Here is a 22,418-nt window from a genome sequence, read left to right as displayed (position 1 = left end):
CCCTTATTCATTATGCGCCAAGGAAACTTTTCTTGAAGAACTCGAGTTGACGTTCGAGTGTGAGCGGATCGTTGAAGTAGAACTCCTTCGAATCGACTTCGAAGACACGATCGTTTTTGACGGCTGGAATGTTTTTGAACGTATCCGTTTTCGTGAATGAGTTGTCCGCTTCCGCACTCTTACTGAAGACGAGGTAGTCGCCTGCGTATTCAGGAAGGACTTCTGGTGACAACGCGTAGTATCCGTCTTTTAATGCCATCTTCGTGACTTTATCCGGCATTTTCAATTTCATTTCCTGATAGAGAATCTCTGTTCCACGACCCCAGTTATCGCCGAAGACGTAGAGTTGTTTATCGAAGCTTTCGATGACAGAAACAGTAGCATCTTCACCGATTTTTGCTTTGATGTCTTTACCGGCAGCAGCAGCGCGTGTTTTGAAGTCTTTGACCCAGTCGCGTGCTTCTTGCTCTTTGTTGAGCAATTTACCGATTTCGATATGTTGCGTCAAGTAGTCGACTTTTCCGTATGTGTACGTGACCGTCGGAGCAATCTTTTTAATTTTATCGAGGTTTTTCGTTGTTGAGTAGCCGATGATCAAATCGGGTTCGAGTTCGATGATTTTTTCAACGTTCTCTTCCGATACTTCCGTGACATCTTTGAGTTTGTCGAACTTCGGATTCGCTTTTGACCACGAATCGACACCAACGACAGGAACGTCGAGTGCCATGACGTTACCAGCGAACCCAGCGAGGACGACGACACGTTTTGGATTAGCCGGAACTTTGACGTCGCCATTCTCCGATTTATACGTGATCGTCTCGTTTTTCGACCCAGATGCTGCATCGTCCTTCTTCTCTGTATTGCCACACGCTGCGATGACGAGCGTGAGAATGAGTAAAACCGGTAAAAGTAGTTTCTTCATGATTTAATCTCCCTTAATTAAGTTGTAGGTGATACACATCGGCTTGTTCGTACGCGGATCGCGTCCGATTTCAGCATCGATATGGAATACTTCTTGTAAGACGTTTTTTGCGATGACTTCCTCACACGTCCCGGCTTTGACGACTTCGCCGTTTTTCATGGCGATGATATAGTCGGCGAACCGTGCCGCTTGATTCAAATCATGCAGGACCATGACGATCGTCCGTCCTTCGGTCCGGTTGAGATGCTCGAGCAGTTCGAGCACCTCGAGTTGGTGGGCGAGATCAAGATAAGTCGTCGGTTCATCGAGGAAGATGATATCCGTCTCTTGGGCGAGTGCCATTGCAATCCAGACCCGTTGACGTTGACCACCCGACAGCGCATCGACCGGACGGTGTTTGAATGCCATCGTATCCGTTGCTTCGAGTGCCCAATCGATGATCTCGTAATCGTGTTTCGTCAAGCGTCCGAATCCTTTTTGGTACGGGAAACGACCGTATGAGACGAGCTCTGCGACCGTCAGACCACTTGCGCTCTCTGGAGTTTGTGGCAGAATAGCCATTTTCCGGGCAAGTAGCTTCGTGCTTTCCTTGGCGATATCGAGACCATCGAGCAATGCACGTCCTGATTGATGAGGAATGATCCGTGTCATCGCTTTCAATAAAGTCGATTTGCCACATCCGTTCGCCCCAATGATCGTCGTGATTTGTCGATCGGGAATTTGGACGGACAAATCTTTGACGATGGGACGATCACCGTAGCCGATATTGATTTCTTCTGTTGCTAGACGTACCATACGCGACGACTCCTTCGTTGTTCTCTCCGTTTCAATGATAATGATTATCACTATCGTCTCATTAACCATACCAGTCCTATAAAAACGCTGTCAACATTTTTTCTTGTGTTCAAGAGATGTTCACGTTATCATGAGGGAGTGAGAATGATAATCAATCGTAATCAAAGACGAGGAGTGAGTGAGATGAGGGAACAGGAGTTGTTCGACGTAACGATCATCGGCGGAGGACCTGCAGGGTTATATTCGACGTTCTATAGTGGTCTTCGGGGCATGAAGACGAAATTGATCGAGTATCAAGCAGAACTCGGAGGAAAATTGCACGTCTATCCGGAAAAGATGATCTGGGACGTCGGCGGACAGCCACCGATCACTGGTGAAAAACTCATGGCTCAACTCGTCGAACAAGGACTGACGTTCCAACCGACTGTTCAATTGAATGAAAAGATCATCTCGATCGCAAAAGACGTCTTCGGCAACTTCGTCTTAGAAGCAGAATCGGGTCGGATCCATTATTCGAAGACGGTCATCGTCGCGGTAGGCGGCGGCATCCTCAATCCACAAAAATTAAAAGTCGAAGGTGCGGAACGCTTTGAAGTGTCGAACTTGAACTATACGGTCAAATCGATTGAACGCTTTAAAGGAAAGACCGTCATCGTCTCAGGTGGTGGAAACTCTGCGATCGACTGGGCGAACGAGCTCGAACCGGTCGCAAAAAAAGTCTACGTCACGTATCGCCGGGATTGTTTCTCGGGGCACGAGGCGCAAGTCGACCAGCTCGTCAAAAGTTCTGCTGTCTGTCTCCTTAATACGACGATTCACAAGCTGATTGCAAGTCCCGATCACCAGCGGATTGCATCGGTCGAATTGATCGACTGTCAAACAGACGAAATCGTCGAGATTCCAATTGATGAAGTCATTATCAATCATGGGTATGAACAGGATGCGGCACTGCTTGACGCGTGTGATCTCGATATCGCACGGGTCGATGACTTCTATATCGCGGGTAACGCGGCGAGCGAATCGAGTGTACCGGGTCTATATGCTGCCGGAGATATTCTTTCGCACGACGGGAAGGTCCACTTGATCTCAGGTGCCTTCCAAGATGCGGCGAACGCCGTCAACCGGGCGAAACGCTTCATCGAGCCGGAAGCGCCAAAAGTGGCGATGGTCTCGTCACACAACGAAGTCTTCAAAAAACGCAATCGGGCGTTGATTGAGGAACGCGTTAATCAACAATCTTGAATAATGTTTAAACGTCCAAAATGCTTGGAAACAAGCGGATTTTGGACGTTTTTTTGTATGAATTTCATTTTTGTACTATAACAGAACGATTTGACAACGTACTGTATTTAGGATAAAATTCTACTTATGTTCCACTACATGTAGGATACAAGTAAGACGGATGTATAAGGAGGAAGGGTATGACAACTACGAAACGTAAGCCAATTGGCCTTGCCTGGCAAATTTTAATCGGCTTGATTCTCGGGATCACAGTCGGTGGTGTATTTTATGGGAATCCCCATGTCGCGGAGTGGCTTAAGCCAATCGGTGACATCTTTATCCGAATGATGAAAATGATCGTCGTTCCGATCGTCTTCACGACGATCGTTCTCGGTGTCTCATCAGTCGGTAGTCCGAAAAGTCTCGGACGTCTTGGCGTCAAGACACTCGGTTACTTCACGATCGTGACGATGATCGCGATTTTCACGGGGCTGTTCGCAGCCAATCTCGTTGAACCGGGTGCTGGTATTAACATGTCGACACTCGATAAAACGGACATCTCGACGTATGTCGAAACGGAAGAGACGACACAAGACGCAGGACTCGTCGACAAGATCGTCAACATCGTCCCGACGAATATCTTGGACGCGATGGTCCGCGGTGACATGCTTGCAATCATTTTCTTCTCGGTCTTATTCGGACTCGGTGTCGGTTTTGCAGGAGAGAAGGGCCAACCGGTCGTTCGTTTCTTTGAAGGCGTCGCAGCAGCGATGTTCAATCTCGTCAATATCGTCATGAAATTCGCGCCGATTGGTGTCTTCGCCTTGATCGGTGTAACGGTCTCGACGTTCGGGATTGAATCGCTCGGTTCATTGTTTAAACTGATTGCGACATTATACGTCACAGCGCTTCTTTTCATGGTCATCGTCTTCGGTGCCATCGTGAAGTGGGTCGGCATTCGTGTTTCTGATTTCACGCGTATCTTCAAGGACGAGTTATTGCTGACGTATTCGACGGCGTCGTCTGAGACGGTACTGCCACGGATCATGGAAAAACTCGAGAAGATGGGTGTTCCGAAATCAATCGTTAGCTTCGTCGTACCGACGGGTTATTCGTTTAACCTTGATGGATCTGCGCTTTATCAAGCGCTCGCAGCCTTGTTCATCGCACAGATGTACGGGATTGATCTCTCGATCGGAACACAGCTGACGCTTGTCTTCTCTTAATGCTGACATCAAAAGGGATGGCTGCCGTTCCTGGCGTCTCCTTCGTCGTTTTACTCGCAACACTCGGTACGGTCGGTATCCCGGCAGAAGGACTTGCCTTCATCGCGGGGATTGACCGAATCATGGATATGATGCGCTCGGTCGTCAACGTCACAGGAAACACGCTCGCTTCACTCGTCATCGCGAAGTGGGAAGGTGTTCTGGACGAAGACCAACTCGAGACATTCATGTCGACCGAAGGTAAAAAAGACGACGTCCGCAGTGCATGATTGTCGTAAATATAAGGAAGGACTGAATCGTCAGTCCTTCCTTTTTTTCGTCCTTGAAAATAGATTAAAGTCGATTGTTTTTAAAGAAGACTTCTAATTTTTGATTATAGTTAAAATAATGTTGAATATTATTAATTATAAAGTTAATATTATTTATATAATCATAGGGGAGAGGCGATAGGATGGAAACGGTAGGAATCGTCATTGGTATTGTCGCAGTCTGTATCTTACAATTTTACTTAGCAAGGCGTGGGAGAGTCTGGAGTCTCATCATTCCAGCCATCATTATCGGCCTCGGAATTTACTGGTATTACGGAACAGGACCACACACATCGGATCGGGAGTCAGTGATCCGAATCGGTACGTGTGTGGGGTTGTCCATGATGATCTCAATGGCTGAGATGGGCGTCGACTCGCGCCGCAAGCAACTAAAGCGTGAAAAAGAACGAATGGAGATTCAAGATTTTTGACACTCCCACGATTAAAACCGTGGGATTCTGAAGTGCTTATGTGAGCGCAGTCCATTTCTGTTTTGCTCAAGCCTTCAGATAAGGGTGTGCCATCACCCCTCCTGAGACAGACCGTATAGGTTCTCAGGCTGGTGGACTGTTACCATCCACCACAGGTCGTTGCAGGTGTGTCCATCTGATGTTTTAGCGTCTTTTGCATGACGACAGGCATCGTTTTACCGGTCACATGTTTTCATGACCGAACCGTATACGATTTTCAAGGGGCGATGGACGCAGGTGTTTTAGAGACTTGTACTTGTCTATGGGATAGATATACCCGAACGTCGGATGGAAAAACATCCGAACTCACTTTCATCCCATGCCTAAAGGCTGGCTATGCCCGATATGGGCTTTCCCGTTTGTAAAATCTGTAAGAGAAGTGAGGGAACACGATGGAACGACAAGACGTGCCCGCTTGGGTACTGGCACTCGAACAGGAACATCTCGAGTTCATCCGGAAGTTCGTCTTGAGCTCTGGTTCGTTGAAGGATATGGCAACTGCCTATCAAGTATCCTACCCGACCGTCCGGGCGAAGTTGAACCAGTTGATCGAGCGGATTGATTCGGTGCAGCAGGAAGATGTCGAATTCGTCAATATGATCAAGAACTTGGTCTTAGATGAACGGTTGAGTCTCGATGTGGCGAAGACGATCATCGATTCCTACCGCAAGGGTCAAGCGAAAGAATAAACCAAAAAACGAGATTTCCGCCTGACGGAAATCTCGTTTTTTTATTGCTTGTCGTTCTTTTTGTCCTGTTCCTTCTTGATCATCTTCTTTGCTGCTGCGCGGAAGCGGAAGATCAAGTAGAGACGGTAGAAGTCGATCGCAGCGAACAACGTCAACAGGATCGTCCAGAAGTTAAAGACCGTTCCTGCCTCGACTGAATTGTTGTAAGCAAGGAACATGAAGAGAATACCGAATATGGCATAGAACACTGCCATGAAGTTCGAGCTTTGACGCATGAAAACACGACCTTTCGTAAATTAAGACATCGCGTAGATGGCGAGTACGACGATTCCGTTGTTAAAGACATGGATGGCGATCGGAGCAATGATCCGGCGCGTCTTGACGAAGACGAGCGAGAAGACGAAACTCATCGCGACATAGATTAAAAATTTGTTGTCTTGGTGAATCAGTCCGAACAAGGCACCCGTCAAGATGAAGCTGAAGAAGAAACCGAGCTTCGATGAGAGATTGCCGAACAGGATATGCCGGAACAAGAACTCTTCCATGATCGGTCCAAGCAAGACGACCATGACTTGCAGGAGTGGGATGACTTGGATCGCTTGGATGATCTGATCCGTATTTTGCGATTTCGCGACATTTTCGATCCCGCCTGCCATCCAGGCATCAATCAAATTGACGCTGATCAAGAGCGCATACAAGAGCACGATCCCGATTCCGATCCATTTCAACGTATCCATCGGATCGGTTTGACGTCCCTCTGCCTTCCACTTCTGCCAATCGGGACGCAGACAGTAGTAGGAGACGATGACGGCGACCGTAAAGCCGATCGCAAGCCACCAACCGGCGACGTCAGCAATGACGTTCTTCGGAAGGAAATACTGGAACGAACCCGGAACCAATTGGACGATCAGATAGATGATGATCGGGATGACATGACGCTTTTGCCACTTCTCCGCCATCAGGAAAGGCAGACTGATTGGATTTTTCATCGTACAGGACACAACTCCTTTGTAATGAAGGTACTGTCCCGATTGTAACAAACAAACGGTCTTGGCGCACGATTGACGATGATTCAAAGGTGTCGATTTCGGGAAAACGGATAAAGGTTCAGGCTTGAATTCAGAAGAGAAAGCGTATAAGATAAAAATATGTTAGCACTCAACTAAAGTGAGTGCTAAAAAACAGTCATTTTCAAGGAGGATGTTTCGCATGTTAAAACCACTTGGTGATCGCATCGTGATCGAAGTCGTTAAAAAAGAAGAAACAACACTCGGAGGAATCGTTCTTCCTGGGTCAGCGAAAGAAAAACCACAAGAGGGTAAAGTCGTCGCTGTCGGTACAGGCCGTGTGACAGAGCAAGGCGTACGTGTACCACTTGAAGTGAGTGTCGGAGATCACGTCATCTATGCACAATATGCCGGTTCGGAAGTCAAAGTCGACGGCAATGAATACTTAATTTTACGCGAAAGCGATATTTTGGCAGTAGCCGAGTAATTCAGTCAATCATCTATAAGGGGGATTTCAGTCATGGCAAAAGAGATTTTATTCAGTGAAGAAGCACGTCGGGCAATGCTCCGCGGGGTCGACGCATTAGCGGATGCAGTCAAAGTCACGATCGGACCAAAAGGACGCAACGTCGTCCTCGAGCGGAAGTTCGGTTCACCGCTCATCACGAATGATGGTGTAACGATCGCAAAAGAAATCGAACTCGAAGATCACTTCGAGAACATGGGTGCAAAACTCGTCGCAGAAGTTGCCTCGAAAACGAATGAGATCGCAGGGGATGGTACGACAACAGCGACAGTCCTAGCACAAGCGATGATTCGCGAAGGTCTTAAAAACGTCACAGCGGGCGCAAACCCGATGGTCATTCGTAAAGGAATCGAAAAAGCAGTCCGTCGTGCCGTTGAAGAGCTGCACACGATCGCTAAACCGATTGAGGGTAAAGAAGCAATCGCCCAAGTCGCAGCGATCTCAGCAGCAGACGAAGAAGTTGGTCAATTGATCGCAGAAGCGATGGAACGTGTCGGTCAAGATGGTGTCATCACGATCGAAGAATCACGCGGCTTCACGACAGAACTCGACGTCGTCGAAGGGATGCAGTTCGACCGTGGTTACGCGTCACCATACATGATCACGGATTCAGACAAGATGGAAGCGGTCCTTGAGAACCCATACATCCTCGTCACGGACAAAAAGATCTCAAACATCCAAGAGATTCTTCCGGTCCTCGAGCAAGTCGTTCAACAAAACAAACCACTCCTTATTATCGCAGAAGACGTTGAAGGCGAAGCACTTGCGACACTCGTCGTCAACAAACTCCGTGGTACGTTCAACGCGGTAGCAGTCAAAGCACCAGGCTTCGGTGACCGCCGGAAAGCGATGCTTGAGGATATCTCGATCGTCACAGGTGCAGAATTGATCACAGAAGACCTCGGTCTTGATCTGAAAGAAACACAAATCACGCAACTTGGTCGCGCGTCGAAAGTCGTCGTCTCAAAAGACAACACGACAATCGTCGAAGGTCACGGACACGGGGATTCGATCGAAGCACGTGTCGGTACGATCCGTGCGCAAATCGAAGAGACGACAAGCGACTTCGACCGTGAGAAATTACAAGAGCGTCTTGCGAAACTCGCAGGCGGCGTAGCAGTCGTCAAAGTCGGGGCAGCAACCGAGACAGAACTCAAAGAACGTAAGCTCCGGATTGAAGATGCGCTCAACGCGACACGCGCAGCCGTCGAAGAAGGAATCGTAGCAGGTGGGGGAACAGCTCTCATTCACGTCACGAAAGCCGTCGAATCGATTCTGTCGGTCTCAACAGGTGACGAAGCAACAGGTGTCAACATCGTTCTTCGTGCACTTGAAGCACCGCTTCGTCAAATCGCGGAAAACGCAGGTCAAGAAGGTTCGGTCATCGTCGAGCGTCTCAAGCATGAAGCGCCAGGAATGGGCTACAATGCGGCAACGGACGAGTATGTCGACATGATCGAGACAGGAATCGTCGATCCAGCGAAAGTAACGCGTTCAGCACTTCAAAACGCAGCGTCCGTTTCAGCGATGTTCTTGACGACGGAAGCCGTCATCGCCGATAAACCAGAACCAGCTGGATCTGCTCCTGCAATGCCTGATATGGGCGGCATGGGTGGAATGGGCGGAATGATGTAAGCTATTTCATCTGTAAGTACCGAATCCTAATAAATAGGGTTCGGTACTTTTTATTTACGATAGTATACTTAATAGTTGAAAGAATTACATAAGCACCACTCATCAGTTTAGAAATAAAGATAATGAAAGAGGAGACGTCAAGTGAATGAAATTTTAAAAGGCATAGTAACATCAGGTACGCTTATCGTCGCAATCGGTGCTCAAAACGCTTTTGTCCTTAAACAAGGCTTATTAAGGAATAATATTTTCTGGGTAGCGCTAGTTTGTTTTTTATGCGATGTGTTGTTGATGTGCATGGGCGTACTAGGGATTGGTACCGTCATTAAGAATAATACGTTTGCAAATGTTGGTCTTGCGAGTGTTGGAGGACTATTTCTACTCCTATACGGATTCAAATCTTTTCGTAGTGCATTTTCGTCATCACACACAATGGATGTTTCAACAGCTCCTAAAGTCATGACCATTCCCAAAACAATCTTACTCACATTAGCGATTACACTTTTAAATCCACATGTGTATTTAGATACGGTCGTCATCATCGGTGGTATAGCTGGGACTTTGACATTTGATCAAAAAGTCAATTTCTTGATCGGAGCTTTGATTGCCTCCTTTGTCTGGTTTTTTGGTTTAGGATACGGGGCGAGATGGTTAATGCCTGTATTTAAAAAACCGATGGCTTGGAAAGTATTAGATTTTGGAATCGGTTGTTTGATGTTTTGGCTCTCGTATCAATTGATTCAGTTTGCACTAGAAGCAATTTAAAAAGACTTGAAGATTAATAATGAAACACAAATAGACCAACAAGCTTGACTCCTCAAGAGACGTGAAAAAAGTCAGGCTTGTTGGCTTTTTAGAAAATTAGACACGATGCGATTACTTCAGCTCATTCTCTTCAATAATCTTATCCGATATCTTTAATTGTTCGCTCACATCTTTCACCTGATTGCGACAGAGCTTCATCTCGGTTTTTTTCTCAGTCGACACGTCATAACAGGTGCCTTCACCGGAGGCTTTCGTCAAATCCGCTTCATAGTAATAGTCCTTGTAGCGGAACGAACCATCGCGGAAGCCCGTCAGATTCGGTTTGTCGTCGACGAGGGATTGTCCCATCATATAGGACGTCTTGAGATTCAATAAGTCAATGATCGTTGGTGCGATATCAATTTGTCCGCCATTCTCTTTCATGATCCGACCGGTTTGCTGGTCGGGTTTTTTGATGAAGAGCGGGATGCGGCGCTCGAGTTCAAAGGCAGCAACCGGAGACGAGACATCCGCTTTTTTGCGCATCTCACTGTCTTCATTGACGAGTCCGCTATCGTGATCGCCATAAAAGATGACGAGGGATTGATCCCAAAGATCCCGTTGTTTCAATTCGTCAATCATCTTCCCGATACCGGTATCGACGTAATGGACAGTCTGATAATATCGTTTCAGCATTGGATCCTCATAACCGGACAGATCAAGCGTCTGGTCTTCCTTGTCGATCTCATACGGAGTATGACTCGTCAACGCAACTAAAAACGAGAAGAACGGTTCTTGCAGCGTCTCCATGTGATCAATCGATTCGAGGAAGAACTGCTGATCGTTCAGCGCCATTCCGATTTTCTTCTCTTTTGAATAATCCTTTTGGCTGAAGAAGTGCTTAAAACCGATGTTCTTGTAGACATCGTCACGATTCCAAAAACCTTTTTCGTAGGCATGCATCGCTGCCGTATCGTATCCGTTTTTCTCAAGTAATGCAGGGAGCGGCTCGAATTCATTCGTCGGGTATTGCGTATAGACGGAGCCTGATTTTAATGGATAAAGTGAGGTGTTCGTAATGAACTCGGCGTCCGAAGTTCGTCCTTCATGCGTCTGGTGGTAGAGCGACGAGAAGTAGAGCGATTCCTTTTTCAACTGATTCAGGTTCGGCGTCACTTCTTCGCCGTTGATGGTTTGGTCGATGACTGAAGCTTGGAACGACTCGAGCTGCACCAGAATGATATTCGGTGTTTGCTTCGGACCCGTCGGATTCGTCTGTTCCTTTTGATTGATGCGCTGTTGCTCCTGTGCCGTCAGTCCGTCACTCGGTCGTCCGGTCACGCCTTTGAACACATCCCACCCGTGATAACCCCAAAAGCCGAATAGGTAATAGTCACGCATATCGGAGATCGTTGCCGTCGGTTGACGATCTTCCGTTAGCGTCCGGTAGGTCAGCAGTGAGGCAGACAAAATGATGCCACTGACTGCAAGGATTCCAGACGTCCGGCGGCGTGCTTTTGCCGTCGTCACTTCCGGTCGTTTGCGGAAAATAAAGAGCAGTAGGACGAAAATCAAACTATCGGCGAACAAAAGGAAGTCTTGCGGTACGATCAAAGCGGTGAAGCCGCTACTGACGTCACTCATCTGCGTCATCTGTGAGAGGAGCGAGACAGAGAGGAAGTCCTCGAAGTAACGGTAGTACCACATGTCGGAAGCAAGTAGAAAACTGTGCGCCAGCAGTAGACCGAGCCAGACCCAGCGGCGTTTATTCCACGGGATCAGTAACGTCCAGCTCGACAGGATCAGCATACCGGCAAGGTTCATCAGTGTTAAATGGAGCGAAAGGTCAGTTTTTGTAAAATAACTAAACAGCATGAACTTCAGCATGCCGAGTAACAGATAAAGGGTGTAGCGAATTGCCATGGTCAGTACTCCTTACGTGTGTCGTCACACAGTCTTTACCCTAAACATTTGATGGTGGAACGCTCAGATGTGGACAGCCATGTGAGCTCGTTCCATGATGTAGTCGAAAATAGGTCTATATTTTCTCTTGAATTCAAACAATTGACGTTAATTTGCTTGGAAAGCGGGAATAGAAAGCGTGTACGTTCATTGTCCGTCACTGTCTTTTAAAAAAGGAGCGAAGTCATGTCAAACGTGAAACTAGCGGTCATCTATTACAGCGCAACCGGAACGAACCATCAACTTGCCTCATGGGCAAAAGAAGCGGGAGAAGCAGCAGGAGCAGAAGTCCGCCTTGCGAAAATTAAGGAGACAGCACCAGCAGAAGCGATCGCTTCGAACCCGTTGTGGCAAAAGCATGCGGATGCCACACGTGATATTGAAGAAGCGACACCAGATCTACTCGACTGGGCAGATGCAATCATCTTCAGTGTCCCAACACGTTACGGTCATGTTCCGGGTCAATTCCAACAGTTCCTCGACACGACAGGCGGACTGTGGGCACAAGGCAAACTCGTCAATAAAGTCGTCAGTGCGATGTCGTCGGCACAGAATCCGCATGGCGGTCAGGAAGCGACTGTTCTCGCAGTCTATACGACGATGTTCCACTGGGGTGCGATCGTTGCGGCACCAGGTTATTCGGATCCTGTCTTGTTCGCAGCCGGCGGAAATCCATATGGTACATCAGTCACTGTCGACCAAGACGGCAACATGGTCGAATCGGTCGAACCGGCTGTACGCCATCAAGCGAAACGGACGGTTGAAGTGGCAAGCCGTCTCAACTCATAACATTACCTAACTCAAAAAGCGCCGGAATGCTGATTCGCATTCCGGCGCTTTTTCGTATGCATCATGTCGTTTGCGTAAGCGGTAGTTCGACCGTGAATGTCGATCCTTGTCCTTCAATCGATTCGACGTGAATCTCTCCGTCGTGTCCTCGGGCAATTTCGCGACAGATCGAGAGTCCAAGTCCGGTACCACCGATTTGGCGGGTATCCGAGTTGTCGACGCGATAGAATTTTTGGAATAGATTACTCATTGCGGAAGCAGGGATCCCGATTCCGTTATCTTGAATCGCAACCGTGACGCGTGTCTCTTGTCGCGTCAGCTGAATCTGGATCGTCCCACCAGCCGGTGAGTATTTGATTGCATTGTTGATCAAGTTACTGAACAGTTGGCGAATCTTCTTCGCATCTCCTTCGACGATCAACGGTTCGACGTTTCGTGAAATCTGAATCGCGTGTGATGACGACGACAGGCTGTGCAACTGTTTCAAATCGCGAATCATCGCAACGATATCGAATGGCGCCATCTCGTATTCCTGACGGTTCGCTTCCATTCGTTGCAAGTCGAGGAAGTCGTTGATCAACAGCGATAAACGTTCTGTTTCCGAGTGGACAGCCTCTAAATACTTCTTCTGGCGTTTCGGAGGTAAATCTCGTTGGATCATCAGTTCAGTAAAGCCATAGATCGACGAGAGCGGTGTCCGGAGTTCATGAGAAATCGTCGAGACGAGTTCGTTTTTGATCCGGTCAATTTCGACTTCGTTCGTCACGTCACGTAAAACGAGCAGAATGCCGCGGAACTGTCCGCCATAATGGATACTCTCTGAGTATGTCTTGATGAAGCGGCGCTCGTGATCAATCGAGAAGGTGATCCCTTCGCCGATTTCCCGCTGAACGAATGTCTTTTTCAAGTAACGTTCGAATTCCGGTAGTTGATCCACGCGATGTTTGAGTTGAACGACAGACGGTGTGATGTTCATCAGTCCGTTCTCATCGATGCTCTCATCAATTGGATGATCAAACAGATCGAGGAGCGGTCGGTTGATCAACTGAATGTCACCGTCTGGTTCGATATACACGATCGATTCACGAATCGAGTTCAGCAGTCGCGCCGTTTTCTCTCGTTCGCGTTCAATCTCATCAAACGTCCGCATCCGTAGGAGCGACAATGCCAGTTGTCGCGCAAAGGCAGCTAATTCTTCCTGCTCGTAACGATCAAACGGAGCTTGATCACGAGATAAGAAAATATAGGCGATGATCTCGTTTTGACTCGGATCCAGAACCGGTGTGACGGCGCGTGCGACTTCGTGTTCGAATTGTGTATGCGGTCGTTTATCCTGTCGTGCTTCACGTAGTAAAGGTTCGATCGTCGGCATCCAGTCTTCGGTCGCGAGATTCGTCTTTGGATAAAAGACGATGTCGATCACTTTCGTACCATCCTTGAAAATCAAGGCACCTTGCGTCGCATTCGTAATCTCGACCATCTTTTGGATGACCGCAGGGTAAGCGCTGATGCTATCACGTGATGCGAGTGTTTCCGTCAATTGGTTCCGTAGACGCAAGTGGGATTCGTTCCGTTGCGTCAATTTCAAGGCATCTTCCAAATTGACGTTCGTTGACATCAATTGGTGTTTGTTTTCGATCAACGCGGTCGCCATTTGATGGAATGATTTACTCAGTTCTCCAATTTCATCGGCACGGTTGAGTGGAATCAATGGTAACGTATGTTCACCACTCGCAAGCAGTTTACTTTCCTTGCTGAGGAGATGAATTTGTCGCGTCGTCCGTTCGATGAACGGGCGGACGATCAACAAGATGACAAGGAACAGAACGAGTAGATTGACGAGCCAGATCCACTCCGCATACTTCGTCTGCGTGACGAGTTGCTCTTTCGCACCGAGTTCTTTCGCGCGGAGACTACTTCGGTAGCTTGTGAATGTACTCTCCATCGTGTTGACGCTTTTACGCATCGTCTCACTGTTCGAGGCATTCATCTTGAATTTCCGATTGGGATCGCGTGGTGCTTCAGGCATCATCGCCTTCAGACTCGGCATCTGCAAAAACGTTTCGTCGATCGTCCCAGCTTGTTTCGCTTGGACGTATTTAATCAAGCTTGGCATCACGAAGTTCGCGTAGGAATTATAGAGCGACCGAATATCCGACGCATAGACTTCATCGGCTTTGTACAGACGATTTTTCTCGAACCAAGCGGTCTGTTGTTCAAGTGACGCTTTTTTCTCATCGATGACGTCAAGTACCGCGTCATCTCCGAAGACGATATAACCGCGCATTTCGTACTGGAGGGACTGCCAATCATCCCAAAGTTTTGTCGCCCGGTCTTCGCGCACACTAATCGCATCGAGTTCTTGTTTCGCCTGTGCGACCTGATGATTCGTATAAAAATAGGCGGTGATGGATGAGATGGATAGGGCAATGAGAATCAGGTAAAACGAAGACATGATCTGTCGGCTGATCTTTTGATTGAACCATTTTCGCATATGGATTATGGATGCTCCTTTGTGTATGTGTGGAAAGCGTCGATTAGATGTATTACGTTGGAATATTTGTTACCGTAATCGTACATTTTTTAGACGGATAAATATAGTCATAATGCTTAAAATATCTTCAAAGTAAGAGATTCATGTTCACAAAGAACGACAAAAAACAGGATGGGAGTCTAGTCCCGTCCTGTTTTAATTCATTTAATGATGTTCGACGACGATTTTCCCAATCGTTTTTCCGCTCTCGACGAGACGATGTGCTTCTTTTAGATTTTCGGCGTTCATGCCGATCAATGTCTGTGTCACAGTCGTCTCGAGCGTATGCTCTTCAATCCAAGCTGCGACTTGTGTTAGGATTTCATGTTGACGAATCATGTCCTCTGTCTTAAACAGCGGACGGGTGAACATGAACTCCCAGACGAACGTTGCACTCTTTTGTTGAAGTGCACTCAAATCGAGTTTTTGGTCTGTCTCGACGATGCTGCAGATTTTCCCTTGCGGTGCAATCACATCGACCATCGTCTCGAAATGTTGGTCTGTCGCATTCAAGCAGAAAATGTAGTCGACGTACTGATAACCGAGTGCTTCGAGCTGTGGACGGAATGCCTCATGGTGATTGATCGTATGATGTGCACCGTGTTCTTTCGCCCAATCAATCGTCTCGTCGCGTGACGCCGTTCCGATGACGGTCAATCCAGCATGATTCGCGAGTTGCGTCGCGATTGAACCGACACCCCCAGCGGCTCCGATAATGAGGATCGTCTTCTCGAGGTTCGACTTAGCATCAAACGTCAATCCGAGACGATCAGTCAATGCTTCATAGGCAGTCAGCGTCGTTAATGGCAGAGCAGCTGCTTCGCTAAAGGTCAACCGTTCCGGTTTTTTAGCGACGATGCGTTCATCGACGAGTTGGAAGTCACTGTTTGAACCGGGGCGCTGGATTGCACCGGCGTAATAAACTTCATCACCGACTTGGAAGAGGGAGGCATCATCGCCGACTTCAACGACGACTCCGGCTGCATCGTAACCGATAACCTTCGGGGCGTCTTCGTCTTTCCCGTGAGCACGGACTTTCGTATCGACCGGGTTGACGGAGACAGCTTTGATCTCAACTAAGAGATCGTGTCCCGTTGCTTCCGGGCGTGGTAGTTCCAGGTCAATCAGACTTTCGTGTTCCGTCAGTGGTAAGTGTCGGTGGAAACCGACGGCGGACATATTCGACATCGACAATCATCCTTTCCAGATAGGAATCGTTTCTCTCCATCTGTTCCACGCTCGCTTCGTCTTAAAACCAGTTGCGAAACTTTGAAAACGGATTCCCCTTCTGTCGTCAACGAAAGAATGCTGGATAGATATGGTAGCATATGAGAGTAGCTATCAATTTCGAGAAGGAGCGATTTTGTATGTATGACGTCATCTCTCTACCGGCAGGACCGACTCAAGTCACGATTGAACGTTACCTCGTCCATGCCCACCCGCACCCCCGTCCGTATAGACCCGCGCGTTTGATTGCCTTACGTCAAAGTGGTGGCGTCATGCATCGACTGTATCGCACGGAGCGGGAAATCGTGCTCTCTCCGCACGAGGCACTCGCCCCACAAGTCCAGCGGCTCTCGTTCTCGCAACAGGAGCGTGTCCTAGCGTATATCGAAGAACGTCGCGCGAGCTTCGGTTTTGATGAAGGGGAGGAATACAAATTTTACTTACTCGAAGTGGCATACGAGCTCCGTCATCTGCCACGAACGGATCGACCGATTCGGGCGCATACGTACTATCAACTGGATGAGCTGTTGTCGGGTCGACCGCTCGTTTTGCGTGCTAGAAGTCAAGAGCGCTCCACATGAGACAGAAAAACGGAACATGAAAAAGCAGTCCGCCTTTCCTTACGTTCATCGCGAGGAGGGCGGACTGTTTATTAAAGTGCTGGCGTTGGCGTCGGTGTGACACCGGTCTTTTTATAAGCTTGATCGATGGCAGTCCGGATTTTCTTGACGGAGCTACCTTTTTGATAAGCGACAATTGACTGTGCTGCGATATCGAGACACGTGCCGCACGTGATGCCGTGCGTCGTCCAGGTCGTGGAACTAGCAGTCTGCTCTTCGATGAAGCAGTCATAGTTGCTTGTATGACCAGCAGATTCACCGCAACCACAATAACAAGGCATCTTCTTCAAGAGATCAGGATGTTTAGCGACGGAGCGGTAAATCGTCTGGATCGACTCATCCTGTTCGTTCAGAAAAGCGGGTAACGTGTCTGGTCCCGCGGTCTTCTCGAGTTGATCACCAACACCGTGGCTGGCATGGTCAGCATGATCTCCGTGATTCGTTTGTTCTGTCTTCGGAGCACCCGTTTGATCAGCTGTTCCGCATGCAGCGAGCAACAGGCTGATACTGAGGGGAAAGGCGTAACGATATAGTCGTGTTTGCATAATGTGCCTCTCTTTCATCGTCTTGCCTTCATTATAAGGAAAGACGTATCCAGAAGGCGTGACGATTTGTTGACGCTTACTTGGCGAGTGCTTCCGTGATCGTCTCGATGTTTGCTTGCATCATGCTGTAGTAGGTGTCGCCATCCTTACCCGGTGCACCGAGTGAGTCAGTGAAGAGAGTACCACCGATCGGAACACCAGTCTCCCTTGAGACGGTTTCCATGCTCCGCCGATCGACGCTCGTTTCGACGAACAGGACAGGGATATCTTGCTCCTTGATCGTATCGACGATCCGGCGGACTTGAGCCGGAGTCCCTTGATTATCTGAGTTGATCTCCCAAATATAATCCGCTTTGACGTCATAGGCAGTTCCGAAGTATTTGAAGGCTCCTTCGCTCGTGACGAGATGACGTTCTGCTTTCGGAATAGCGGCAAACTGCTTTTTCGCTTCCTGATCAAGCGTCTGCAATTTTTTGATATAGGCATCGGCATTTTTTTCGTAGTCGGCTTTGTGCTTCGGATCTTCCTTGATTAATGCCTGCTTGACGTTTTCGACGTAGCGAATCCCATTGCTTATATCGAGCCACGCATGCGGATCAGTCTCCGATTCTTTGCCCTTCGTCGTCAGGTATTTCGGTTCGACGCCTTTGCTTAAACGATAGACTGGCGCGTCAGACGCGTCTTTGCCAGTCGTTGCCCGGAGTTTATCGAACCACGCACCGCCGGCTTCCAGGTTCAACCCGTTGTAGAAGACGACGTCAGCATCTGCCATCGCTTGTACGTCTGCCGGAAGTGGATCATACTCGTGCGGGTTTGCCCCGATCTTGACCATGCTGTGGACATCGACATGTTCACCACCGACCTCACGTGCGAGGTCAGCGAGAATCGAATACGTCGCAACGACCTTCAGCTTCCCGTTATCTTCTGCTGGTGTCGAACAAGCAGCAAGTAAGACCGTGCTGAGGAGGACGAACAGAAAAAGTTTTACTTTCATACAGTAGACTCCTTTCGTTTCCGGTGACGCATCAGACCGTGACGTGGTGAGAAGACGAAGACGAGTGCGAACAACGTCGTCGCGACGAGGACGATCGACGCACCGGAAGATAGATTATAGGTGAAGCTGAAATACAGTCCGACGATGGCGGACAGCGTACCGAATCCTGCCGCTAGGAACAGCATCCGTGAGAGGCGGTTCGTCAGTAAATACGCGGTCGCTGCTGGTGTGATCAGCATCGCGACGACGAGGATGATGCCGACGGTCTGAAGTGAAGCGACGGTGACGAGTGTTAGTAACGTCATCAGTCCGTAATGAATCCAACGCGTCGATAGTCCATAGGCTTGCGCCATCGTCGGATCAAACGAGCTGATCAGCAACTCTTTGTAGAACAAGAAGATTCCACCGAGGACGATCAATCCGATGATGACGGTCATCCACATGTCGCTCGGACGGACCGCGAGGACGTTACCAAACAGAATGTGATAGAGATCACTACTGCTACGCAAGAACGAGATCAGGATGATCCCGAGGGCGAAGGCGGATGTGAACATGATTCCGATTGCCGTATCGTTCTTGATGCGACTGTTCTGGCTAACGAAACCGATTCCGAGCGCTGTCACGAGACCCGTCACGACAGCACCGATCAGGAAGTTGATCCCGAGTAGGTAGGAAATCGCAACACCGGGTAAAACGGCGTGCGAGATTGCATCCCCCATCAACGACATCCCGCGAAGGATGATGAAACAGCCGATCACACCACAGATGATGCCGACCATGATGGCGGTGATCATCGCTTTTTGTAAGAACTCATACTGAAGTAATGCCTCGATGAACGTCATCCTTGTCCCTCCTTGCGTCGTTCGAATAGGGGTAAGCCATACGCTGGTTCGAGCCATTCCGGCGTCAAGATATCAGCCGGTGGACCGACAGCGATCAATTGTTTGTTCAACAGCATCAATGTGTCGAAGTAGTCCTCTGCTTTATGCAAATCATGGTGGACGACGACGATCGTCCGTCCTTCGGCTCGGAGGGTCCGTAAGAGTTCGATGATCATCTGCTCACTCGCAACATCGATGCCGACGAACGGTTCGTCCAGCAATAGTAGCTCTGCTTCTTGGGCAAGGGCACGCGCCAGAAAGACCCGTTGTTGCTGTCCGCCTGACAGTTCACCGATTTGGCGTTCGGCATGATCAGACATACCGACGCGCTCGAGACACTCCATGGCGAACACTTTTTGTGCTTTCGATGGTCGTTTGAATAAGCTGAGCTTCGGATAACAGCCCATCAGCACGACGTCCTGCACACGAACCGGGAAGTCCCAATCAATTGCACTTCGTTGCGGTACGTAAGCGACGCGTGACCGAACGTCTTCGAGTGATTGGTCAAGCACGCGTAACTGCTCGATGCGAGCCGGGATCAAACCGAGGACGGCTTTTAAGAATGTGGATTTACCAGCGCCGTTCGGTCCGATGATGCCAATCAACGAAGCGACCGGGAGACGAACGGACACTCCGTCGAGTGCATGGGTATCAAAATAAGAGACAGTGAGACGATCAACGTCAAGGGCGTACATGAATAATCACTCCTTTGATTTTGTGGTATATAGAAGGAAAGTTTCCTTAGGGCAAAAAATAAGATAAAAATTTTAACTCCAATCACTGGAAAAGATTCGGTCTACAAATAATGTTTCCTTAAGGCAAACTTTAAAGCCATAGGAAACAGATGTCAACTGTTTTTCGATATCGATCGCGAATCAACTCGTGCTAAGATGAAAAGGCAGAATACAGGGGGTGAGGAGATTGCGTCAGACAGCAGAACAACAATGGAAGTGGCTATTGCTCGATGCTCTCGCGAAAGAAAAACGGGAGCAAGCACAGCAAATCATCGAAGAGGTCTATCCGTATGATATCGCGCAAGTGTATGAAGAGTTGGGCGAAGACGATCAGGCACGACTCCTCGACTATCTGGATCACGAGCGATTGGCGGATGTACTTGAGGAGCTCGAAGGGGAGCAACGTCTCGCCGTCTTACGTCGTTTAGACGTCGAGCGTGCCGGGCACGTCCTCGATTTAATGGAGAACGATGATGTCGCGGATGTACTTGAGGAACTGGGACCGGAAGAGACCGACCGCTTGCTTGGCAGCATGCGGACGGACGAGGCTCTGATCGTCCGCAATCTCTTGACGTATCCACCGGAAACGGCAGGGCGCTTGATGACGAACCGGTTCATCTGGGTCGGAGAAGATTTCACGGTCGGTGAGACGGTCGAGAAGATGCGCGACTACATCGAATACTCGGAGACGATCAACTACGTCTACGTCGTCAATCAACTCAGTGAACTCGTTGGTGTCATCTCATACCGGGATGTCATCTTAGCTGAAAATACGGAACGGATCAGTGACGTCATGGAGACGAAGGTGATTCGGGTCGCGGCGGAGACCGATCAGGAAGAAGTCGCGCAACTGTTCGAACGCTATGATCTTGTCTCGTTACCCGTCGTCGAGGGCGACATTCTCGTCGGACTGATCACGGTCGATGATGCGCTTGACGTCTTACGGGAAGAAGCGAACGAAGACATCGAGAAACTCTCGGCGTCCGGTAAATCAATTGATTTCGAGACGAAGCCGTGGATTGCTGCGACCCGTCGTTTACCGTGGCTCGTCTTGCTACTGTTCATCGGGCTCGTCTCCGGATCAATCATCAGTCAGTTCGAAGAGACGCTCTCAAAAGTCGTCGCGCTCGCCTTCTTCATGCCGATGATCGCTGGAATGACCGGAAACACCGGCACCCAATCACTGGCGGTCGTCGTTCGGGGATTGATCACTCGTGAAGTCGATAAGCGGGTCGCGACTCGGTTGATTCTGAGAGAACTTTGGGTCGGTCTAATCATTGGTGTCATTTGTGGTATCTTAATCGCGATCATTGCCTACGTCTGGCAAGGTAGTGCCGTCTTAGGTCTTGTCGTCGGAAGTTCGCTCGTCATTACGTTGATTTTCGGAACGTTAGCTGGAACGATCATTCCGCTCATCTTACATCGCTTAAAGATTGACCCGGCGATTGCATCCGGACCACTGATCACGACCTTAAACGATATCTTATCACTCCTTGTCTACTTCGGAATCGCGACCGCATTCATTAGTCGCTTGATGTAAAAAAACCGAACCGATTTCCTTCTTCTTGGCGAAGGCGAATCAGTTCGGTTTTTTTCATGCGTGATCATCTGTCGTGCGAATCCAAACGGCGAGTGGACCAACGTCGTCAAAGCCAGCTTCGAGCGCCGTGATCAAATGATCACCATATTCATACCCGACAAGCGGTTGACCGGGGAAGTGTGCTGAACTCAAGCGCGCAACGTCATCCCACAATCGTTCGTCAAGATAATCAGAACTGACGTATGTTAAACCAGTCGTCATCTGGTTCGAATAGGCGATGCAACTCGCTTGTTGGGCTTCGGAATAGAAGAACCGGACGTCGGGGTGTTGCCAGAGGGTATCTGGTAATTCCGCTGTCGCTTGGATGGCTTGGAAGCGGGCGAACTGAACCGGATCCGTCACGACGGACCAATCAACAGGAAGGGCACGACGATCAAGTATGGCAGGTCGTGTCATCCATTCCGCTGTAAACAGATGACTGAGGCCGGCACTCGAGAAATCATAGCTCGCCGTGCAGTCCTTGATGCTGTAAATATCTGTAGCTCCAATTCGCTGATGAGGCAGTCGGACCATCAGTTCTGGATAATAGCTTGGTACGATGCCTTGAGCAAGCCAGGTCGCCTCGGTTTCCGTCACCTGACAGCCCGCTAACTCACAGACGAGGCGACACCAATCAAAATTATTTTGGATGGCAGCTTGGCGCATAAGTCGTTCCCCCTATTCATCGTCCGGTTGTTTAATCAGAACGTAAGATAACGTGGCGATCAGTGTTAAAAATAGCCCACAGCCAATCGTGATGTACGCCATCGTAAAGACCTTACCGAGCGTCGTCGTCGGAACGAACGTCGGATGCCCGACGGTACTTAGTGTCGTGATACAAACGTAAAGTGCATCAACGATTGAAAGATTTTCTTCGGTGCTGTAGAAGATTGTACCGGAGACGAGCGTTAACAAGCAGAGAATCAATAGTCCCCGGAAATAAGACAGATGAAAGGCGCGGCGCAATCCCTTGAATAAGCGTGAAAAAATCGTCAGTACAGAAATCATGGAATC

At 48.9% G+C, this 22,418-nt stretch carries 22 protein-coding genes and 1 pseudogene; 10 read left to right on the top strand and 13 right to left on the bottom strand.

All coding sequences use genetic code 11. From position 1 onward, the window contains the following. Positions 1–10: 10 nt before the first annotated feature. Positions 11–922: an iron-hydroxamate ABC transporter substrate-binding protein gene (locus P401_RS0112900; RefSeq protein WP_029342816.1), complete on the bottom strand. Its 912-nt coding sequence runs from the start codon at positions 920–922 to the stop codon at positions 11–13. A 3-nt stretch (positions 923–925) separates the two neighbouring features. Beyond that, positions 926–1,717 (bottom strand): ABC transporter ATP-binding protein, encoded by a 792-nt coding sequence (locus tag P401_RS0112895; RefSeq protein WP_029342815.1) that lies wholly within the window; start codon positions 1,715–1,717, stop codon positions 926–928. Between the two features lie 183 nt (positions 1,718–1,900). Here P401_RS0112895 and P401_RS0112890 point away from each other — a divergent pair, with 183 nt between their 5' ends. From P401_RS0112890 to P401_RS0112875, 4 genes and pseudogenes are all read left to right on the top strand, one after another. Next, a complete protein-coding gene (locus P401_RS0112890; RefSeq protein ID WP_029342814.1) occupies positions 1,901–2,959 on the top strand; it encodes an NAD(P)/FAD-dependent oxidoreductase in 1,059 nt (352 codons plus the stop codon). 179 nt (positions 2,960–3,138) lie between these two features. Continuing rightward, a pseudogene (locus P401_RS17805) lies at positions 3,139–4,433 on the top strand (cation:dicarboxylate symporter family transporter). Positions 4,434–4,615: 182 nt separating this feature from the next. Then, a complete protein-coding gene (locus P401_RS0112880; protein ID WP_029342813.1) occupies positions 4,616–4,903 on the top strand; it encodes a hypothetical protein in 288 nt (95 codons plus the stop codon). A gap of 431 nt (positions 4,904–5,334) precedes the next feature. Beyond that, entirely contained in the window at positions 5,335–5,631 is a 297-nt protein-coding gene (locus tag P401_RS0112875; RefSeq protein WP_023469590.1) for a DUF2089 family protein, read from the top strand. A 41-nt stretch (positions 5,632–5,672) separates the two neighbouring features. Here P401_RS0112875 and P401_RS0112870 read toward each other — a convergent pair whose 3' ends face one another. Together P401_RS0112870 and P401_RS0112865 are read right to left on the bottom strand one after the other, a co-directional pair. After that, entirely contained in the window at positions 5,673–5,906 is a 234-nt protein-coding gene (locus P401_RS0112870) for a DUF4305 domain-containing protein (protein WP_023469589.1), read from the bottom strand. A 21-nt stretch (positions 5,907–5,927) separates the two neighbouring features. Continuing rightward, entirely contained in the window at positions 5,928–6,620 is a 693-nt protein-coding gene (locus P401_RS0112865) for a CPBP family intramembrane glutamic endopeptidase (protein ID WP_029342812.1), read from the bottom strand. Between the two features lie 220 nt (positions 6,621–6,840). Between P401_RS0112865 and groES the strand changes: the two genes are divergently transcribed. The 3 genes from groES to P401_RS0112850 all read left to right on the top strand — a co-directional run bounded on the left by groES (position 6,841) and on the right by P401_RS0112850 (position 9,561). After that, positions 6,841–7,125: a co-chaperone GroES gene (gene groES / locus P401_RS0112860; protein WP_023469587.1), complete on the top strand. Its 285-nt coding sequence runs from the start codon at positions 6,841–6,843 to the stop codon at positions 7,123–7,125. A 33-nt stretch (positions 7,126–7,158) separates the two neighbouring features. After that, the gene (gene groL, locus P401_RS0112855; RefSeq protein ID WP_029342811.1) at positions 7,159–8,799 is read left to right on the top strand and encodes a chaperonin GroEL; all 1,641 of its coding nucleotides are present in this window, start codon (positions 7,159–7,161) and stop codon (positions 8,797–8,799) included. Positions 8,800–8,940: 141 nt separating this feature from the next. Beyond that, entirely contained in the window at positions 8,941–9,561 is a 621-nt protein-coding gene (locus P401_RS0112850; RefSeq protein WP_029342810.1) for a LysE/ArgO family amino acid transporter, read from the top strand. A gap of 111 nt (positions 9,562–9,672) precedes the next feature. Here P401_RS0112850 and P401_RS0112845 read toward each other — a convergent pair whose 3' ends face one another. Beyond that, positions 9,673–11,463 carry an LTA synthase family protein gene (locus P401_RS0112845; protein WP_029342809.1) on the bottom strand — a complete coding sequence of 597 codons (1,791 nt, stop codon included), beginning with the start codon at positions 11,461–11,463 and terminating at the stop codon, positions 9,673–9,675. Positions 11,464–11,688: 225 nt separating this feature from the next. Here P401_RS0112845 and wrbA point away from each other — a divergent pair, with 225 nt between their 5' ends. Beyond that, on the top strand, positions 11,689–12,291 hold the full coding sequence (wrbA, locus tag P401_RS0112840) for an NAD(P)H:quinone oxidoreductase (protein ID WP_023469582.1): 603 nt from the start codon (positions 11,689–11,691) through the stop codon (positions 12,289–12,291). A gap of 61 nt (positions 12,292–12,352) precedes the next feature. On the opposite strand, the gene P401_RS0112835 is transcribed toward wrbA, so the two are convergent. Further along, positions 12,353–14,785 (bottom strand): HAMP domain-containing sensor histidine kinase, encoded by a 2,433-nt coding sequence (locus P401_RS0112835; RefSeq protein WP_029342808.1) that lies wholly within the window; start codon positions 14,783–14,785, stop codon positions 12,353–12,355. A 204-nt stretch (positions 14,786–14,989) separates the two neighbouring features. After that, complete coding sequence (locus P401_RS0112830; RefSeq protein WP_029342807.1) at positions 14,990–16,012, bottom strand: zinc-binding alcohol dehydrogenase family protein; 1,023 nt, start codon at positions 16,010–16,012, stop codon at positions 14,990–14,992. A 179-nt stretch (positions 16,013–16,191) separates the two neighbouring features. Between P401_RS0112830 and P401_RS0112825 the strand changes: the two genes are divergently transcribed. Beyond that, positions 16,192–16,632 carry a hypothetical protein gene (locus P401_RS0112825; protein ID WP_023469579.1) on the top strand — a complete coding sequence of 147 codons (441 nt, stop codon included), beginning with the start codon at positions 16,192–16,194 and terminating at the stop codon, positions 16,630–16,632. Between the two features lie 71 nt (positions 16,633–16,703). On the opposite strand, the gene P401_RS0112820 is transcribed toward P401_RS0112825, so the two are convergent. The 4 genes from P401_RS0112820 to P401_RS0112805 all read right to left on the bottom strand — a co-directional run bounded on the left by P401_RS0112820 (position 16,704) and on the right by P401_RS0112805 (position 19,786). Beyond that, on the bottom strand, positions 16,704–17,216 hold the full coding sequence (locus P401_RS0112820; RefSeq protein WP_029342806.1) for a PCYCGC motif-containing (lipo)protein: 513 nt from the start codon (positions 17,214–17,216) through the stop codon (positions 16,704–16,706). A gap of 76 nt (positions 17,217–17,292) precedes the next feature. Next, on the bottom strand, positions 17,293–18,210 hold the full coding sequence (locus P401_RS0112815) for a metal ABC transporter substrate-binding protein (RefSeq protein WP_029342805.1): 918 nt from the start codon (positions 18,208–18,210) through the stop codon (positions 17,293–17,295). Beyond that, positions 18,207–19,052 carry a metal ABC transporter permease gene (locus tag P401_RS0112810; protein WP_029342804.1) on the bottom strand — a complete coding sequence of 282 codons (846 nt, stop codon included), beginning with the start codon at positions 19,050–19,052 and terminating at the stop codon, positions 18,207–18,209. The genes P401_RS0112815 and P401_RS0112810 overlap by 4 nt, the downstream gene beginning before the upstream one ends. Then, the gene (locus P401_RS0112805) at positions 19,049–19,786 is read right to left on the bottom strand and encodes a metal ABC transporter ATP-binding protein (RefSeq protein ID WP_029342803.1); all 738 of its coding nucleotides are present in this window, start codon (positions 19,784–19,786) and stop codon (positions 19,049–19,051) included. The genes P401_RS0112810 and P401_RS0112805 overlap by 4 nt, the downstream gene beginning before the upstream one ends. A gap of 226 nt (positions 19,787–20,012) precedes the next feature. On the opposite strand from P401_RS0112805, the gene mgtE reads away from it, so the two are divergent. Continuing rightward, on the top strand, positions 20,013–21,365 hold the full coding sequence (gene mgtE / locus P401_RS0112800) for a magnesium transporter (protein WP_029342802.1): 1,353 nt from the start codon (positions 20,013–20,015) through the stop codon (positions 21,363–21,365). Positions 21,366–21,419: 54 nt separating this feature from the next. Here the strand turns inward: mgtE and P401_RS0112795 are convergent, their stop codons facing one another. Together P401_RS0112795 and P401_RS0112790 are read right to left on the bottom strand one after the other, a co-directional pair. After that, positions 21,420–22,070 (bottom strand): hypothetical protein, encoded by a 651-nt coding sequence (locus tag P401_RS0112795; protein WP_029342801.1) that lies wholly within the window; start codon positions 22,068–22,070, stop codon positions 21,420–21,422. A gap of 12 nt (positions 22,071–22,082) precedes the next feature. Beyond that, on the bottom strand, positions 22,083–22,412 hold the full coding sequence (locus P401_RS0112790) for a potassium channel family protein (RefSeq protein ID WP_029342800.1): 330 nt from the start codon (positions 22,410–22,412) through the stop codon (positions 22,083–22,085). Positions 22,413–22,418: the final 6 nt, after the last annotated feature.

The sequence above is a fragment of the Exiguobacterium acetylicum DSM 20416 genome (genome assembly GCF_000702605.1).
Classification (GTDB): Bacteria; Bacillota; Bacilli; order Exiguobacteriales; family Exiguobacteriaceae; genus Exiguobacterium_A; species Exiguobacterium_A acetylicum.
Note: the sequence above shows the minus strand (reverse complement) of the source record. Positions and strands in the feature narration are given on the sequence as shown.